Genomic DNA, 16,962 nt, shown 5'->3' with positions numbered 1-16,962 from the left:
CCTCCTAAAGTGCATATTCCATAAATTTATCAAATATATATTCGCTATCCTTTGGTCCTGCTGCAGCCTCTGGATGAAATTGAACTGAATATATTGGTAGTTTAGTATGTTTCATACCTTCCACAGTTCCATCATTTATGTTTATATGTGTTGCTACCACATCTTCTGGTAACTCATTTACCACATATCCATGATTTTGTGATGTAATATGAACCCTATTTGTCTCTAAATCTTTAACTGGATGGTTGCATCCTCTATGTCCAAATTTTAATTTAGTAGTATGTCCACCAAGTGTTAATGCTAATAATTGATGGCCTAAGCAAATACCTACTATTGGTTTTACCCCTACTAACTTTTTAACATTTTCTATTACTTCTGTTAAATCCTCTGGATCTCCAGGGCCATTTGATAAAAATACTAAATCAGGATTTACTGCTAAAACTTCATGGGCATCTACATCCATTGGGAATATTGTGATTTTACAGCCTCTCTTTTTAAAGTTTTTTATTATATTTGCCTTTATACCAAAATCAATTATAGCTACATGTTTGCCTGAACCTTCAATGGTATATTGCTTTTTAGTAGTTACTATTTTAACTGCTTCTTTATTTGAAAAGCCTTCCATTTTTTCTTTCACTGTATCTAATGATTCACTTTCTAAAGAAATAATACCTTTCATAGTTCCATTATTTCTTAATATTTTTGTTAAAGCCCTTGTATCTATTCCCTCTAGACCTATTATCTTATTTTGTTTTAAATAATCATCTAATTGCATCTCACATCTAAAATTATTTGGAAAATGACAGTTTTCTCTTACAACAAATCCTTTTACCTTTGGCATATTAGATTCTGAATCTTCTAGGTTTATTCCGTAGTTTCCTATAAGAGGATATGTCATTATTACAATCTGACCATAGTATGACGGATCTGTTAGAATTTCTTGATATCCTGTCATTCCTGTAGTAAATACAACTTCTCCAACACTTTCTTTTAAATACCCAAATGCATTGCCTTCAAAAATCATTCCATTTTCAAGTATAAGCCTTGCTTTCATTATTTAGTCCTCCCTTTAGCTTTATGTATAAACTTTTTTTTAAAAATACACCTATAAACTTCTCAATCTTAAATGCCTTTTGCTTGTTTCTCACTTACAAAAATCCTTAAAAAGAAAAGGATAATAGAGAGATAATTTAATGTAAAATTATCTCCTTATTATCCTTTAAATATTTAAAACCGTGGTTAGAAAACTTATTTAATAATTCAACGATGTAACTATAGTTATAGTGTTTTGCGTATAACATACCTACATACTCCTTTCTGGCCTCTCTGAACCAATTTAAAGTGTACTTTTTAACTATTTTTATTATTCTTTTATACTATTCTATATTTTTTTCCACTTATTGTCAAGATTAAATATTCAAATTTTATTTTAAATTTTGTTAGTTTTTAAAATAATTTTGCTAGCTCTAAACCAATGCCATCACTTCCACCAGTTATTAATACGTAATTACTCAATATTTACTCCCCCTGCAACTATTTTCCCTTATTCAGTGAAAAGTTAACTAAAAAGAAATCTTTAATTTGTGCTAATTTTTCTCTTTTTATATATTTTTTCATTCTATCATATTGCCTTAAGTCTGAAGCAATACCATATGCTTCAATCCCAATCTTCCTAGCAATATAAATTGCTCTTGGCAAATGATATCTATTAGTTGCTATTATAGCTTTATTAATTTTTAATTTATATTTTGCCCTAAAAATGCTATCGTAAGTACAATATCCATATCCATCAAGAATTATATCTTTTTCTGGAATATTATATTGCATTATCCAGTTCTTCATAGAAAATATCTCACTATAATCTTCATCTTTATGTTCACCTGTTAAAAGAACTTTCCTACATATACATTCATTATATACCTTTGCAGCTGTAAATAACCTATCTTTTAATATATCACAAGGAGTACCATCAGGCCTTATACCAGCACCAAGCACAATAATTACATCATAAGACTTTGGAAGCTCTTTTAAATTTACTATATATTTTCTTTCATAGTATTCATATATACCAAATATAGTTAATATAGTTAATATTAAAAACAAACAAAATGCGATTAAATAAACCACTTATTCTCACCTCTTTTTTCTTTGTACCATAGTATGATATCTTTTTTACTTTTGTACTTATTTTTTATTGCTTGTAAATTTTTCTTGTATATTTATATAGAAAAAAGAGTTTAGTCAATACTAAGCCCACTATAATTCAATTTTCATTTTCACATGAGGGATACCAACTTCATCATATACATCTGATATTATCTTAAATCCAACACTTTCATATAATCCTTTTGCATAAACTTGACCTGATAATACTACAGTATCTTCCTGCAACTCTTCTTTTATAAATTTAAGAGCCTCTTTTATCATTATTAGTGCTAAGCCTTTCCTTCTATAATCATTTAGCACTAATACTCTTCCTAAAGATATATTATTATAGGCAACTCCTGCAGGCACTATTCTACAATATGCTACAACTCTATTATTATCCATATAGAAAACCTGATAACATTCATTATCTATTCCATCTAATTCAGGTTCTTGAATTATTTTTTGTTCCATTGCAAATACTTCAAACCTTGATCTAGCTATTTCATACATCTCCATAGCTGTAAGCTCATTAAATTTACAAATCCTAAATTTCATAAATTTCCTCCTAATGTTAATTTTTTTAATTTATTTATTAATATGACACTAAATTGACATATTAATAAGTTATTATAATATTATAAAGTAGTTAAAATTTATTATTACTCCTAACCTAGAGTTATTTATCCCCCTAACTTAATAACACTAGGATTTTTTTCACTTTAAGAATTAATAAACTTTAAAAATTTTTGAAATATATCAAAATAAGAAATAGGCATATAAAAAATGCCTATTTCTTATTATCTTATTTGTCCATTACCAAAAATAATATACTTAATAGTTGTAAGTTCTTTAAGTCCCATTGGCCCTCTTGCATGAAGCTTTTGGGTGCTTATTCCTATTTCTGCTCCAAATCCCAATTCCTCTCCATCAGTAAATCTTGTTGATGCATTAACATATACAGCTGCTGCATTAACTTTTTGAAGGAATATTTGAGAGGCTTCATAACTCTTAGTAACTATAGCTTCTGAATGCCCTGAACCAAATTTATTTATATGATTAATAGCTTCATCTATATCTTTAATTATTTTTACACCAATAGTATAATCTAAATATTCATTATACCACTCTTCTTCAGATGCTAAAATAACACTATCATCTAAGGCTTTTAGTGATTCATCGCCTCTTATTTCAACACCATTTTCCCTTAATGCTTCAAAGATAATTGGCATAAACTTTCCTGCTATCTTTTCATTAATTAATAACTTTTCTGCTGCATTACATACTGATGGTCTTGAAGTTTTAGCATTAACTATAATATTTTTTGCCATTTCAAAATCACAATCTTCATCTACATATATATGGCAATTTCCTGTTCCAGTTTCAATAACAGGTACTGTTGCATTATTAACTACAGCTTTTATAAGACCTGCTCCACCTCTAGGTATTAATACATCTATATAATCATTTAGTTTCATCATTTCTGTGGCAACTTCTCTAGATGTATCTTCTACTAATTGTACTGCATCTTCCACTAATCCTACAGACTTTAACCCTTCTCTTAACGCTTCTGCAATAGCTTTATTAGAATTTATTGCTTCACTTCCACCTCTTAAAATCACAGCATTTCCTGATTTAAAGCAAAGTCCCGCTGCATCACTAGTAACATTTGGTCTTGCCTCATATATAATTCCTATAACACCCATAGGAACTCTCTTCTTACCTATTTGTAATCCGTTGGGTCTAGTCCACATTCCTAAAACTTCGCCTACAGGATCTTCAAGTGCCGCTACCTGTCTAAGACAATTAGCCATACCTTCAATTCTTGCTTCATTTAAAGCCAATCTATCAAGCATACTTTCACTAGTTCCTTTTATTCTTGATGTTTCTAGATCCTTCTTATTGGCTTCAATTATTACTTTAGAATTTTCAATAAGAAAATCTGCCATAGCATATAATGCATCATTTTTATCTTTAGAAGAAAGATTACCTAAAATATAACTTGCTTCTTTAGCTTTCTTCCCTAAACTAATTAAACTACTCATATTTACCTCCCCTACTTTTTAATAAATAACGTTCCTATTTCCTCTCCATTAACTATATCAAAAAGAATTTTTGGATCATCTCCATTAGCTAATATCATATCAACCCCAAAATTTGTAGCTGTTTTAGCAGCTGTTAATTTTGTGGCCATTCCTCCTGTTCCAAAACTTGTTCCTGCTCCTCCAGCACATTCTTCTAATTCTCTAGTAATTTCAATTACTTCCTTAATCATCTTTGAATCTGGATTTTTTCTTGGATCAGAATCATAGAATCCATCTATATCTGATAATATTATTAATAAATCTGCTGATACTAATCCTGCAACAATTGCTGATAAATTATCATTATCACCAAACTTAACTATATTTTCAATTTCATCTATAGCTACTGTATCATTTTCATTTACTATTGGAATTATTTTATTTTCAATTAATGTCTCAAAAGTATTAACAACATTTTTTCTTACATGGTCATCTTCAACTACATCCCTTGTCAACAATACTTGCCCTACTATATGGCTATATTCCCCGAACAACTTACTATATATATGCATAAGCTCACTTTGACCAATAGCTGCAGCTGCCTGTTTTTCCTTTATTGTTTTTGGTCTTTCTTTAAGTTTAAGCTTATTTACCCCTACGCCAACAGCTCCTGAAGTAACAAGAACTACTTCTTTACCGCTATTCATTAAATCTGATAATACTCTAGTTAATTTTTCTATTCTTGATAAATTTATATTGCCATTGCTATATGTTAATGTTGAAGTCCCTACTTTGACTACTATCCTCTTATGGTTTTTAATATTTTGTCTATAATCCACTATCCCAGCTCCTACATAGTTTTTCTTATCCTTTTATGTTTATGTTCTATCGAAATAAAATAATAAAGTATTTTTTATTTAATTATAATTACTTTTATTCTATTTTTCTATATTTTTAATTACAAAGCTATATTTATCCTTAAATTTATCCAAACTATAATTAAATATTTAACTTTTTTGCACATATTCACTCTTGATTTTTAATATTTTTGCATATAGAATGAATACTAGTGTATATTTATAAATTTTTAATATATGTAAAGGAGGAAGAAATGGAAGGTTCAAATATAAAATATAATTCAAATTCTAATATAAAAAACAATTTAAAATTTATACTACCTTCTTTATTAGGAATAATTCTTTTTATGATTCCTATTAAGTATAATGACCAAATAACTATTCCAGTAGCTATTTTTTCAAATGCTTTAGTAAACTTTTTAGGTTCATCATTAATTTACATAATAACTTTTATTTTAGTAATTTCTGCTGTAATTAGTATAATTACTAAAATATTCAAGCCAAAATTCATTTTAGAAAATAGCTTTTTAAAAACATTATTTAATGTTGGACCTTTATGGCTTTTAGCAAGAATATTTGGTGCAATATTTAGTTTATTAACTCTTTTTGGTATAGGTTCTGAATTTATTATTGGAGATTCAACTGGTGCCTTTGTGTTAAACGATCTATTAACAGTTTTATTTTCTATTTTCTTATTTGCAGGTTTACTATTACCATTACTTTTAAATTTTGGACTTTTAGAATTCTTTGGTGCATTATTAACAAAAGTTATGAGACCAATATTCAAATTACCTGGACGTTCATCAATTGATTGTATCACTTCATGGCTTGGTGACGGTACACTTGGAATATTGCTTACTAGTAAGCAATACGAAGATGGATTTTATACAAAAAGAGAAGCTGCTACAATAAGTACTACTTTTTCTGCTGTATCAATTACATTTAGTTTAATAGTTATAAGTCAAGTTGGACTTTCTCATATGTTTATTCCATTTTATTTAACAGTTTCTTTTGCTGGAATTGTTGCTGCTATAATTGTTCCAAGAATACCACCTTTATCAAGAAAAAGTGATACGTATTATAATGACAATATTAAGGAAAATTTAGAGGTAATTCCTGAAGGATATAACTCTTTTTCATGGGGATATAAAAATGCATTAGAAAAAGCTGTTAACGCTTATGATATAAAAAAATTCTTTACTGAAGGATTTAAGAATGTATTAGATATGTGGCTTGGAGTTTTACCTGTGGTTATGTGTCTTGCTACACTTGCTTTAATAATAGCTGAGTATACAACTATATTCCAGGTATTAGGTACACCTTTTATACCTATTTTAAAACTTCTTCAGGTTCCTGAAGCTACAGCTGCATCTCAAACATTAATTGTTGGCTTTGCAGATATGTTATTACCATCTGTTTTAGCTGCTAATACAATAACTAATGAAATGACAAAATTTATAGTTGCTTGTGTATCAGTAACACAACTTGTATATATGTCTGAAGTAGGTGGACTTTTACTAGGGTCAAAAATACCTGTAAATTTAAAAGACTTAATACTAATATTTTTGGAAAGAACTTTAGTTACACTACCAGTGATAGTATTAATAGCAAATTTACTATTTTAATAAAAAAAGCAGTATCTCCGTACTGCTTTTTTTATGTGGTGACCCGTAGGGGAATCGAACCCCTGATTGCACCGTGAGAGGGTGCCGTCTTCACCGCTTGACCAACAGGCTATTATTTCTTTATATAACTAATATTACCATACTTTAAAAATTTATTCTACATTTTTTATTAATTTTTCTATAAATTTACATATAAATAAAAAATTAAGAATTAATGAGGTGAATTAAAATTCATAACTCATCATTCTTAATTTATAATTATATAAGTTTATCTTTAAAAATTATTTTTTAATTTTTAAAGTTCTAAGTCTGTTTATTGCACAAAGTATTTCTTGTTTTCTCGGCATAGCCAAACTTCCATTTCCACCTTTTATGTTATCTATACCTATTAAATTTTTAGTAATATCCTTTTCTATTTCATCTGCTATTTTTTCAATGGTTAAATCTTTGCCAGAATATTTATCTTCTATAAATTTAATTGCCATACCAATAGTATTTATTTGTTCACCATCAACAATTTGCTCCACTGACTTTAAATCAATATTCTCTTTATTAATAGATAACCCATCTTTTCCTAAGGTTTTAATCTTAATACCTTTAGGTCCTTCAGAAATAGAGCCCTTATCTAAAACTCTTCCAAAATCAATACTTATATCTAAATCATCTCTTAAGCTTACTTTTCCTCTGCTTAATTCTTTTGCCTTAGCTGTCACTTCATATGGTTCATAACTATCCATCTGTATCACTAAATCTGCTATATCAAAGAAATCACCACAACTTCCTGCTACCAAAATAGTTGAAATTCCTAATTGTTTATATAAACTTTTTGCCACATCTATGAATGGAGTTATTGGCTCCTTTTCCTTAACCACCAGCTGCTGCATTATATCATCTCTAATCATAAAGTTAGTAGCTGATGTATCTTCATCTATTAAAAGAACTTTAGACTTACTTTCTATTGCTTCAATAATATTAGCGGCTTGAGAAGTACTTCCACTGGCATTTTCCGTATTAAATTTAATGGTATCTTTTCCATTAGGCAAATTATTAATAAATAAAGAAATATCCGTTGATGTTATTGCCCTACCATCTTCAGCTCTTACTTTCAATGCACTTTCATCTGTAATTACAAACTCTCTGCCATCACCTTCTATATGATTATATATACCTAATTCTAATGCCCTTAATAAAGTTGATTTTCCATGGTATCCCCCTCCTATAATAAGAGTTATTCCTTTTGGTATTCCCATCCCTTTTATCTTCCCTCTATTTGGCGTATCAAATTCCACTTCTAAAGCTTGTGGTGAAATAAATTTCTTACCATTTCTTAATGGCCTTGCAGAAACACCACTTTCTCTAGGTAATATTGATTCATTGGCCACAAAAGCTACCAACCCTTTTTCCTTAAGATTTTTTCTTATATAAAACTGATCTTCTATTAATTTAACTCTATTAATTAAATTTAATTTATTAATATTTTTATAAATAAATGTATTTTCCACTATGTTAGGAATTATATTAAATATTATCTTTTCTAACTCTCTTGCTAACACGCTTCTTCCTCTAGCTGGAAATCCTACATAAAATCTTGCTTCAAAAAAATTTTTATTTCTTATAATTGCTGTTCTTTCTAATATTTCTTGTGGACATCTACTTATTTCAATTAAACCACTTTTTCCAGAACCAAATATTTTCTCACTTTGATTTTTGATATTTTTGCTAAATAATCTAGTTAAAAAATCACATACAGCAATTTCCTTATTCTTATTATCAAATAACTCTTCAGGAATTTGAGCAATTTTATTATCAATAATAATCCTTACTCTTGATGGTGAAGCAAATGGATCTCCCTGAACATGATCTATGGATAAAACATATTTTTTAAAATCATATTTTCCTTCTAATACTTTATATGCCTTATACCCTTTACCATCAATCTTAAAAAGTTCATTTTTAAGCTCCACAGAACTCTTCATTTCTCTTTCTCCTTTTATTCATTATTTTTTGTAAAAAACTCATCTATTAATTTTTCACTGGCTCTTCTATACATATTACTCATATTTACTAATGAACATAAAAGAAGAAAATTCTTTTTATAATCATTTGATAAATTCTCTGATGTACAAACTCTATTATCCAATTCTTCTATTTTTTCTTTAATACTACTTTTAAAAATTTCTTCATCCTCTTTACTTTCATATAAGTAGTTATTATATAACTCTCTTAAATCATTAGATTTTTCTTCACTATAATTTGCTATAACTTCATCAAGGCTAATCTTAATATCATTTATAGATAATGCACCTTTTAAATTATAAATAAAAGCCATCATAATAAGATGTTCTTTAGTATATTTTTTATTTTTAATAGGTAATAATAGTTTACCCTTAGCATAATTATTAATCATTGTTTTAGTTAATATCTTTTCTTCATCATTCCTCTTTAACGAAGAAAGTTTATTTTCAAAAAGTTGTATAACTTGATCCATATATAAATCAAGCTCTGGCATTTCTTCCAGTTCAATTCTATTATCAAAATTCATTTCATTAAAAATATCTTTAACTTCCATAATACCTCCATATAGTTTCTAAAACTATATCATACAGTTAATATAATTTAATATTAATAGTATTTTATTAAAATTTCAATGTTAATCTTATTTTTCAATAAAATATCCCAAAATTTCGAGATTAATGACTTTTGACATATATCTATATACATCTCATAATATTAATATAGTAATAAGTAGTTTAAAAAACTATATTAATTGTGAGGTGCTTTTGATGATAAATAAACTTAGAGAACCTATAAATTCTATTACTCATTTAGCTGGAGCAATACTATCTTTTATTGCATTAATCGCTATGCTATCAAAAGTTGTATTAACTGATCCAAACTTTACTTCTATAATTTCTGTTACAATATTCGGTATCTGTTTAATATTACTTTATACAGTTTCTGGAACATATCATGGAATAATGTCTAGTGAAAAAGTTATTAATTTTTTCCAAAAATTAGATCATTCAATGATTTTCGTTTTAATTGCTGGATCTTATGCTCCATTTTGTTTAATTTCTTTAAGAAATTCAATTGGATTGCCTATGCTTTTAATTATGTTTACTATTGCAATAATTGGTATAGTATTTAAGCTTTGTTGGTTTAATTGTCCAAGATGGTTACAAACTTCTATGTATATAGGAATGGGCTGGGCCTCAATTTTTATGCTAAAACCGCTATGTGCTAATCTTCCTGTCATGAGCATATTTTGGCTAGTACTTGGTGGCGTACTATATACAGTTGGTGGAATAATCTATGGTGCAAAGCCTGCTAAATTAAAAATCGGTAAATTTGAATTTCATGAAATTTTTCACATATTTATTATATTAGGAAGCTTAAGTCACTTTATTTCAGTATTTTGCTATGTAATATAGCAATGTTTTTTTACAGTTTTCTCACTAATTTACTATCCTAATATTGCATATTTTCATTTATTTAATATTAATTTATGTTATAATATCGAAAGAATAATAAATGAAATGAGGTAGATTTAGTGATAAATGTATTAAACGTTAGTTTAAGATATGGTTCTCGTAAATTATTTGAAGATGTAAATATAAAATTTACTCCTGGTAACTGTTATGGTGTTATAGGTGCCAATGGTGCTGGTAAGAGTACATTTTTAAAAATATTAGCTGGAGAAGTTGAACCAAACACTGGTGAAGTTGTAATTGCTCCAAATACTAGAATGTCAGTCTTAAAACAAGATCATTACCAATATGATGATTTCGAAGTTTTAGAAACTGTTATAATGGGTAATAAAAGATTATATGACATAATGAAAGAAAAAGATGCTTTATATGCTAAGCCAGATTTCACAGATGAAGATGGTATTAAAGCATCTGAACTTGAAGGTGAATTTGCTGAGTTAAACGGATGGGAAGCTGAATCTGAAGCATCATCACTTTTACAAGGTTTAGGTATCGGAACTGATATGCACTATAAAAAAATTGCAGAACTTACAGGAGCAGAAAAGGTAAAAGTATTACTTGCTCAAGCTTTATTTGGAAATCCTGGAATATTAATCCTAGATGAACCTACTAACCACTTAGATATTAAATCAATTAGATGGCTTCAAAACTTCTTAGGTGACTTTGAAGGTACAGTTATAGTAGTATCACATGATAGACACTTCTTAAATGAAGTTTGTACTCACATGGCTGATGTTGACTTTGGAAAAATAAAATTATATGTTGGTAACTACGACTTCTGGTATGAATCAAGCCAATTAGCTGCTCAAATGGCTAAAGATCAAAACAAGAAAAAAGAAGAAAAAATTAAAGAATTACAAGACTTCATTGCTAGATTCAGTGCTAATGCTTCTAAATCTAAGCAAGCCACATCTCGTAAGAAATTATTAGATAAAATCACTTTAGATGATATTCAACCATCAAGCAGAAGATATCCATTCGTTGGATTCAAACCTGAAAGAGAAGTTGGAAATGATATCTTAACAGTTGAAGGATTAAGCAAGACTATCGATGGTGTTAAAGTATTAGATAATGTAAGCTTCAGAGTTAATAAAGAAGACAAGATAGCTTTCGTTGGTAACGAAATTGCCATAACTACTTTATTTAAAATAATCAATGGCGAAATGGAACCAGATGCAGGTTCATACAAATGGGGAATTACAATAACATCTGCTTACTTCCCAATGGATAACTCTGAATACTTCAATGATTGTAACTTAAACCTAGTTGACTGGTTAAGACAATATTCTGAAGAAAAATCTGAAAGTTATATAAGAGGATTCTTAGGTAGAATGTTATTCTCTGGAGAAGAAGCTTTAAAACAAGCTAACGTATTATCAGGAGGAGAAAAGGTTAGATGTATGCTTTCTAAAATGATGCTTACTAATGCTAATGTCTTAGTTTTAGATGGTCCTACTAACCACTTAGACCTTGAATCAATCACAGCTGTAAATAACGGATTAAAGGATTATAACAGCAATATTTTATTTGCTTCTCATGACCACCAATTCGTTCAAACTATAGCTAATAGAATAATAAGAATTGATGACAATGGTTCAATATTCGATAGATCTATGTCATATGATGAATTCTTAGAAAAATTCAGCTTATAATTTATATATTTTATTATTAAAGTGGCTTTTGCCACTTTTTTATTTATCATATTTTTATGAAAATGTGATAATATGAATAATATACATACTAAAAATCTTTTATTGAGGTATTAAGTGATGATACGAATTTACAACAGAAAAACAGGAAAATATGACATTGAAAAGGTGGCTGGAGAAAAATATATTAAATGGACATATGAATCTCCTTTAGGCAAAAGCTTATTAGAACTCTTTATAAAAAGAAAGCTTTTTTCAAAAATTTATGGCTTTTATTGTAATACGAAATTTAGTAAAAGAAAAATTAAATCATTTATCAACTCATTTTCTATAGATATGAGTAAATGTGCTGATAGTATAAATACTTATAAAAGTTTTAATGATTTCTTCATAAGAAAACTACTTCCAGAAGCACGACCTTTTGATAAAAATTCAAATACACTTATTTCTCCCGGTGATGGAAGATTACTAGCTTATACTAATATATCTATGGAAAACTTAGTACAAGTAAAAAATATTCATTATAGCCTGGCTGAATTATTAGAAGATAATGCTCTAGCAAAAGAATATGAAGGTGGAACATGTTTAGTCTTGAGATTATGTCCAACTGATTATCACCGTTTTCACTTTATTGATAATGGAGTTCCTTTAGAAAATCACTTTATAAAGGGTAATTATTATTCTGTAAATCCTACAGCTTTAGAAAGAGTTGCTAAGCTTTACTGCCAAAATAAAAGAGAATGGTCTATTTTTAAATCAGAAAACTTTGGAGATATAATTCATGTAGAGGTTGGTGCTACATGCGTTGGATCAATAATTCAAAGCTACTGTCCTAATAAAAAAGTATCAAAAGGTGATGAAAAAGGATACTTTAAATTTGGTGGATCAACAACTATTCTCTTCTTTAAACCCAATACTGTAGACATAGATGAAGATATCATTATACAATCTTCCCTAGGCTTTGAAACAGCGGTACAAATGGGAGAAAAAATTGGGGTTAAATGTCCTTCTACTAATTAATAAGCAACTTAACTAAGTGAATACAAAGAAACATTCACTGTTTAACTATAAAATTAGGAGCAGTACTTTTTAGTATCTGCTCCTTTAAATTATCAATTTTTAATTATATTCTTTATTGTGTTGATAAATTTTTTTTCATTGCCATCAAATATAACAAGATGTATTCCCATTTCCTTTGCTCTCATCTTTACTGGTTCTTTTATTGGCTCTTTTGTAGCAACAAGAATCTTATAAGCATTTTCCCCACCTATCTTACTGGCATAAACATTTAATTCATTTAAAGCCATTTCATTGTACTTATCACTATCTTTACAAGATATACATATAGGTACTGAATCCTTTACTGCTATTATATCCAATTCATTTCTTACTGTTTTTCTACCATTATTCCATAAAAAAATAACGCCATTCCTACATTCATCTATTTCTTTAATATTCTTAAGTAAATTATTAGTAGCTATCTCTAACCATGTTCCACTTTTAAAGATAAATCCCTTAATATAGTTATTTAAAAAACGCACCTTTACTTTATCATTATTCTTGCTAAAGGCTATTTCATTCATTTCCTTCATCTTATTAAGTATTAAATCAAGAAGATTCCTCTCTTCATCTTCAATTCTACTATAATCTATATTAATAATTTCAGGATTATTTTCTTCATGTAGAAAAATTGACTTATCATATAATTTTTGTTTATGTTTATTCCACAAATCTAAATTATTATAAATTTGCTTTGAAAAATATATTAAATCATCCTTTAAACATAATTCATAGGAATCATCTACTATACTTCCACCAAAACCCTTTATTATTGATAGTAAATTTAAATCTTCTATTTCTTCATTGACCTTTAATAACTGTTCATTAAAACTGTAGATAAATTTTTTTCTTATATCTGTATAAAAACATTTAATTTTGTTTTCTTTACATAAACTCAATAATATTAATGAATTTATTCGCTTTCCACCAGTAAGGTTAATAACCATATCATCTTGTTTATATTTTTTAAGTATATTCCTCAAGCCATCTATATTACCTTCAGTAACTATTTCTTCATATAATTTTATATCGGAAAAATTTGATGAATAATATTCCCTTATACTTTTCATCAAATCTATCTGTTCAGTATCGTATAAAAACAATACTTCCTCTATTTTATTTTTAATTAAATAAATAATACCACTTTCATTATGTTCGTCTAATTGATTTATCAACAATGCCATATAATTACCGCCTTATATAAACTTATATTATTAATTTAACCATTGTCAAAAAAAATATAATAAAGAAAAAAACACCGATTTATAAAAATCGGTGTTTGGCAGAGCGTAAAGGAATCGAACCCTTAATGCGCCGTCCGTAGCGGCGTGTTATATCCGTTTAACTAACGCTCCTTAACAGTATTAATATTAACATAAACTAATTAATATATCAATACAAAAATATATTTTAAAACTTATATGTGTCAGAAAATTCTATTTCTACCTCTTGATTTTTATTAATTAAATTGCCTTCTTCTTTTACTGTTTCAATATGATCTTCTATCTTTCTTGGTAAAATTACCGTAAAGATAGAACCCTTATTTATTTCACTTTCTAAAAATATCTTTCCATCATGAGCTTTAACAAAAAGCATACATAAATTTAAGCCAATTCCGCTCCCTTCTATATTGTCATTATTTTTCCCTTTATAAAATCTATCAAAAATTCTTTCCTTTTCTTCTTTAGAAATACCACAGCCTTCATCTTTAAAAGATAGTTCAATTTCTTTATCTTTTACAACTAAATTAATATAAATATTTGAATTTTCATTAGAAAACTTTATTGCATTAGATAATAAATTCATTATAACCCTATCTATTGCTTCTGGATCTATTGCCATAATACATTCTTCTTCATTTGTGTCAAATATAAGGTTTATATTTCTCTCCGAAGCAAATTTCTCTATACAACTTATAGTATTTTCTATCATCGGAACAATATCAATATTCTTCTTATTTAATTTATAATAATTATTCTTTATTTTGTTAGAATCTATTAAATTATTTATTAACTTTAACATTTTAAAGCTATTTCTCTTTATTATCTCAATATATTTAAGGCTCTTATCATCTTTATAGTTATGTTCCATAAACTGGGCAGCTGATGTTATAACATTTAAATGGCTTCTCAAATCATGAATGATATTTAATAAATATTGATCATTATTCTTCAATAGTTCATTTATCGACATCAAACTACTTTCATCACTTGATAACTTTCTATTATTATCCTCCATTTACTTACATCCCCCAAGATATTTTATTGATTATTTTAATATTACCATATTTTTCAATCAGTTACAATTTCTTTGTGATATTTTAGTAAAATAAAAAACTTATCTAATGTTTATAATTTCACTCTTTTGTCAAACATTATTATATGAATATACTAAGGAGGGATAACCTTGTTTAAAAAGTTAAACTTTAAAAAATTTAATATTTTTAAATTTTTTACTTATTTTATACTTTTAGCTATGCTTTTAATTGCTTTTAATTACTATATAAATGTTTCGTACTCTAATATTATGAATAATTTCTATACTGAATTTAGTTCTGGTAATTTTAAAACAGCCAAAGAAATTTTATCAGATAATAAAATTATCAATGTCCTGAAGAAAAATTCCCAAAGCTCTGACTTAAATAAATACTTTACTTCAGTGATAGATACTCTTTGTAAAGATCTAAAAATTAACTCTATTACAAAGTATCAAGCATTAGTTTACCTTAACGAAATAAATTCTTATAATATTTTAAATTCATCTTTAGATAAACTAATTCTTGTTCTAGATGAAAATTATTGCCCATCAACTTCTCATGGCTATAATTCTATTTTAGAACTAGCTAATGAAGCTTTTGATAATAATAATTTTTCTTATGCCATAAAACTATTAAAAAAAATACCTACAAGTGAAGAATATTATCATGCCAAGGCTGAAAATATGCTTGAAAAGTGTAGGAATAAATATAGAAATAATCTCATTGCTGAAGCAGAAAAGTTATCTGATAATGAATACTTTTCCAAAGCTATAGATTTATTATCAAACTATGATACTTCAATATTGCCAGCTGATGATGAAAAAATTAACATCAAAATATCTGAAATTGATGATAAACGTACTGATTATCTTGCTGCAATAACATACTCAGATGATGAAGCAGCCACTAATTTAATTTCAACTACCATAAATTCTACCAATATTAACACTTTAAATATCTCCAGCAATACACCATATTTAATTCATGTAGATATTAATAATCAAACTGTTTCTATCTACAATGGCTATACTAATAATTGGTCACTAGTAAATAAATATATTTGTTCAACAGGAATTGCTGGCGAAGATACTCCTATGGGGATTTTTACTGTAACTAATCGTGGTGAATGGTTTTATTCTAAAGATTATGGTCAAGGTGGTAAGTACTGGGTGCAATTTCTAGGCGATTATTTGTTTCATTCTTTACCTTATGATGAAAGTCAAAATCAAATTCTTGATTATACTCTAGGAACTCCTTCTTCCCATGGATGTATACGCTTAAATACAGAAGATGCCAAATGGATTTATGATACTATTGATGATGACACTAAGGTTATTATTAATTAAATTAAAACTTTACTCAACGCCTCTATAGTGATTATATTATAATATATGTTAAAATATTTATTATTAAAATCTAAAAGGATGTTTTATATGAATATTAATATACCTAAAAATGTTAAATATATAATTGACACTTATTATAATAATAATTATGAAGCCTTTATGGTAGGAGGATGTGTTCGTGATTCCTTACTAGGATTAAAGCCAAAAGATTTTGATATTACAACATCTGCCTTACCAAAAATAACTGAAGATTTATTTTCTAAAACAATTCCTACTGGCATTAAACATGGCACAGTTACTGTTGTAATTGATAAAGAAAATTTTGAAGTTACTACCTATAGAACAGAAGGAAACTATATAGACAATAGACATCCTGAAAAAGTTGAATTTGTAAGTGATATTAAAAAAGACTTATCTAGACGTGACTTTACAATAAATGCTTTCGCCTATAATGATAAGGAAGGTCTTGTTGATTATTTTAACGGTATAGATGACTTACAAAATAAGGTTAT

The 16,962-nt window shown here is 27.5% G+C and carries 14 protein-coding genes, 1 tRNA gene and 1 pseudogene; 6 read left to right on the top strand and 10 right to left on the bottom strand.

The window, feature by feature from the left end:
- Positions 1 to 4 precede the first annotated feature (4 nt).
- The 5 genes from carA to proB all read right to left on the bottom strand — a co-directional run bounded on the left by carA (position 5) and on the right by proB (position 5,008).
- Positions 5 to 1,054 carry a glutamine-hydrolyzing carbamoyl-phosphate synthase small subunit gene (carA, locus tag Q5O29_RS01460; protein ID WP_022211251.1) on the bottom strand — a complete coding sequence of 350 codons (1,050 nt, stop codon included), beginning with the start codon at positions 1,052 to 1,054 and terminating at the stop codon, positions 5 to 7.
- A 479-nt stretch (positions 1,055 to 1,533) separates the two neighbouring features.
- Positions 1,534 to 2,127: a vancomycin high temperature exclusion protein gene (locus tag Q5O29_RS01455; protein WP_022211250.1), complete on the bottom strand. Its 594-nt coding sequence runs from the start codon at positions 2,125 to 2,127 to the stop codon at positions 1,534 to 1,536.
- 129 nt (positions 2,128 to 2,256) lie between these two features.
- A complete protein-coding gene (locus Q5O29_RS01450; RefSeq protein WP_022211249.1) occupies positions 2,257 to 2,703 on the bottom strand; it encodes a GNAT family N-acetyltransferase in 447 nt (148 codons plus the stop codon).
- Between the two features lie 242 nt (positions 2,704 to 2,945).
- The gene (locus tag Q5O29_RS01445) at positions 2,946 to 4,190 is read right to left on the bottom strand and encodes a glutamate-5-semialdehyde dehydrogenase (protein ID WP_022211248.1); all 1,245 of its coding nucleotides are present in this window, start codon (positions 4,188 to 4,190) and stop codon (positions 2,946 to 2,948) included.
- 11 nt (positions 4,191 to 4,201) lie between these two features.
- Positions 4,202 to 5,008 carry a glutamate 5-kinase gene (gene proB / locus Q5O29_RS01440; protein WP_022211247.1) on the bottom strand — a complete coding sequence of 269 codons (807 nt, stop codon included), beginning with the start codon at positions 5,006 to 5,008 and terminating at the stop codon, positions 4,202 to 4,204.
- A gap of 272 nt (positions 5,009 to 5,280) precedes the next feature.
- Between proB and Q5O29_RS01435 the strand changes: the two genes are divergently transcribed.
- Positions 5,281 to 6,651, top strand: coding sequence for a YjiH family protein (locus Q5O29_RS01435; RefSeq protein WP_022211246.1), 1,371 nt, complete (start codon positions 5,281 to 5,283; stop codon positions 6,649 to 6,651).
- 281 nt (positions 6,652 to 6,932) lie between these two features.
- On the opposite strand, the gene Q5O29_RS01430 is transcribed toward Q5O29_RS01435, so the two are convergent.
- Together Q5O29_RS01430 and Q5O29_RS01425 are read right to left on the bottom strand one after the other, a co-directional pair.
- Positions 6,933 to 8,627, bottom strand: a complete 1,695-nt coding sequence (locus tag Q5O29_RS01430) for an ABC-ATPase domain-containing protein (RefSeq protein ID WP_022211245.1) — start codon at positions 8,625 to 8,627, stop codon at positions 6,933 to 6,935.
- A gap of 14 nt (positions 8,628 to 8,641) precedes the next feature.
- Positions 8,642 to 9,220, bottom strand: a complete 579-nt coding sequence (locus tag Q5O29_RS01425) for a DUF1836 domain-containing protein (protein WP_022211244.1) — start codon at positions 9,218 to 9,220, stop codon at positions 8,642 to 8,644.
- Positions 9,221 to 9,434: 214 nt separating this feature from the next.
- On the opposite strand from Q5O29_RS01425, the gene Q5O29_RS01420 reads away from it, so the two are divergent.
- From Q5O29_RS01420 to Q5O29_RS01410, 3 genes are all read left to right on the top strand, one after another.
- Positions 9,435 to 10,082 (top strand): hemolysin III family protein, encoded by a 648-nt coding sequence (locus Q5O29_RS01420; RefSeq protein WP_022211243.1) that lies wholly within the window; start codon positions 9,435 to 9,437, stop codon positions 10,080 to 10,082.
- A 119-nt stretch (positions 10,083 to 10,201) separates the two neighbouring features.
- A complete protein-coding gene (locus Q5O29_RS01415) occupies positions 10,202 to 11,791 on the top strand; it encodes an ABC-F family ATP-binding cassette domain-containing protein (protein WP_022211242.1) in 1,590 nt (529 codons plus the stop codon).
- A 117-nt stretch (positions 11,792 to 11,908) separates the two neighbouring features.
- Entirely contained in the window at positions 11,909 to 12,808 is a 900-nt protein-coding gene (locus Q5O29_RS01410) for a phosphatidylserine decarboxylase (protein ID WP_022211241.1), read from the top strand.
- Positions 12,809 to 12,900: 92 nt separating this feature from the next.
- On the opposite strand, the gene Q5O29_RS01405 is transcribed toward Q5O29_RS01410, so the two are convergent.
- The 3 genes from Q5O29_RS01405 to Q5O29_RS01395 form a co-directional block, all read right to left on the bottom strand.
- Positions 12,901 to 14,031 (bottom strand): Card1-like endonuclease domain-containing protein, encoded by a 1,131-nt coding sequence (locus Q5O29_RS01405; protein WP_022211240.1) that lies wholly within the window; start codon positions 14,029 to 14,031, stop codon positions 12,901 to 12,903.
- Between the two features lie 96 nt (positions 14,032 to 14,127).
- A tRNA-Arg gene (locus tag Q5O29_RS01400) sits at positions 14,128 to 14,202 on the bottom strand.
- 55 nt (positions 14,203 to 14,257) lie between these two features.
- Positions 14,258 to 15,085 carry a sensor histidine kinase KdpD gene (locus Q5O29_RS01395; RefSeq protein WP_022211239.1) on the bottom strand — a complete coding sequence of 276 codons (828 nt, stop codon included), beginning with the start codon at positions 15,083 to 15,085 and terminating at the stop codon, positions 14,258 to 14,260.
- A gap of 168 nt (positions 15,086 to 15,253) precedes the next feature.
- Between Q5O29_RS01395 and Q5O29_RS01390 the strand changes: the two genes are divergently transcribed.
- A complete protein-coding gene (locus Q5O29_RS01390) occupies positions 15,254 to 16,450 on the top strand; it encodes a L,D-transpeptidase (RefSeq protein ID WP_022211238.1) in 1,197 nt (398 codons plus the stop codon).
- Positions 16,451 to 16,537: 87 nt separating this feature from the next.
- A pseudogene (locus Q5O29_RS01385) lies at positions 16,538 to 16,962 on the top strand (polynucleotide adenylyltransferase); the annotation flags it as partial.

This window comes from Clostridium sp. CAG:265, assembly GCF_000436575.1.
Lineage (GTDB): Bacteria > Bacillota > Clostridia > Clostridiales > Clostridiaceae > Clostridium > Clostridium lentum.
This window is presented reverse-complemented; position numbering and strand designations above follow the sequence as displayed.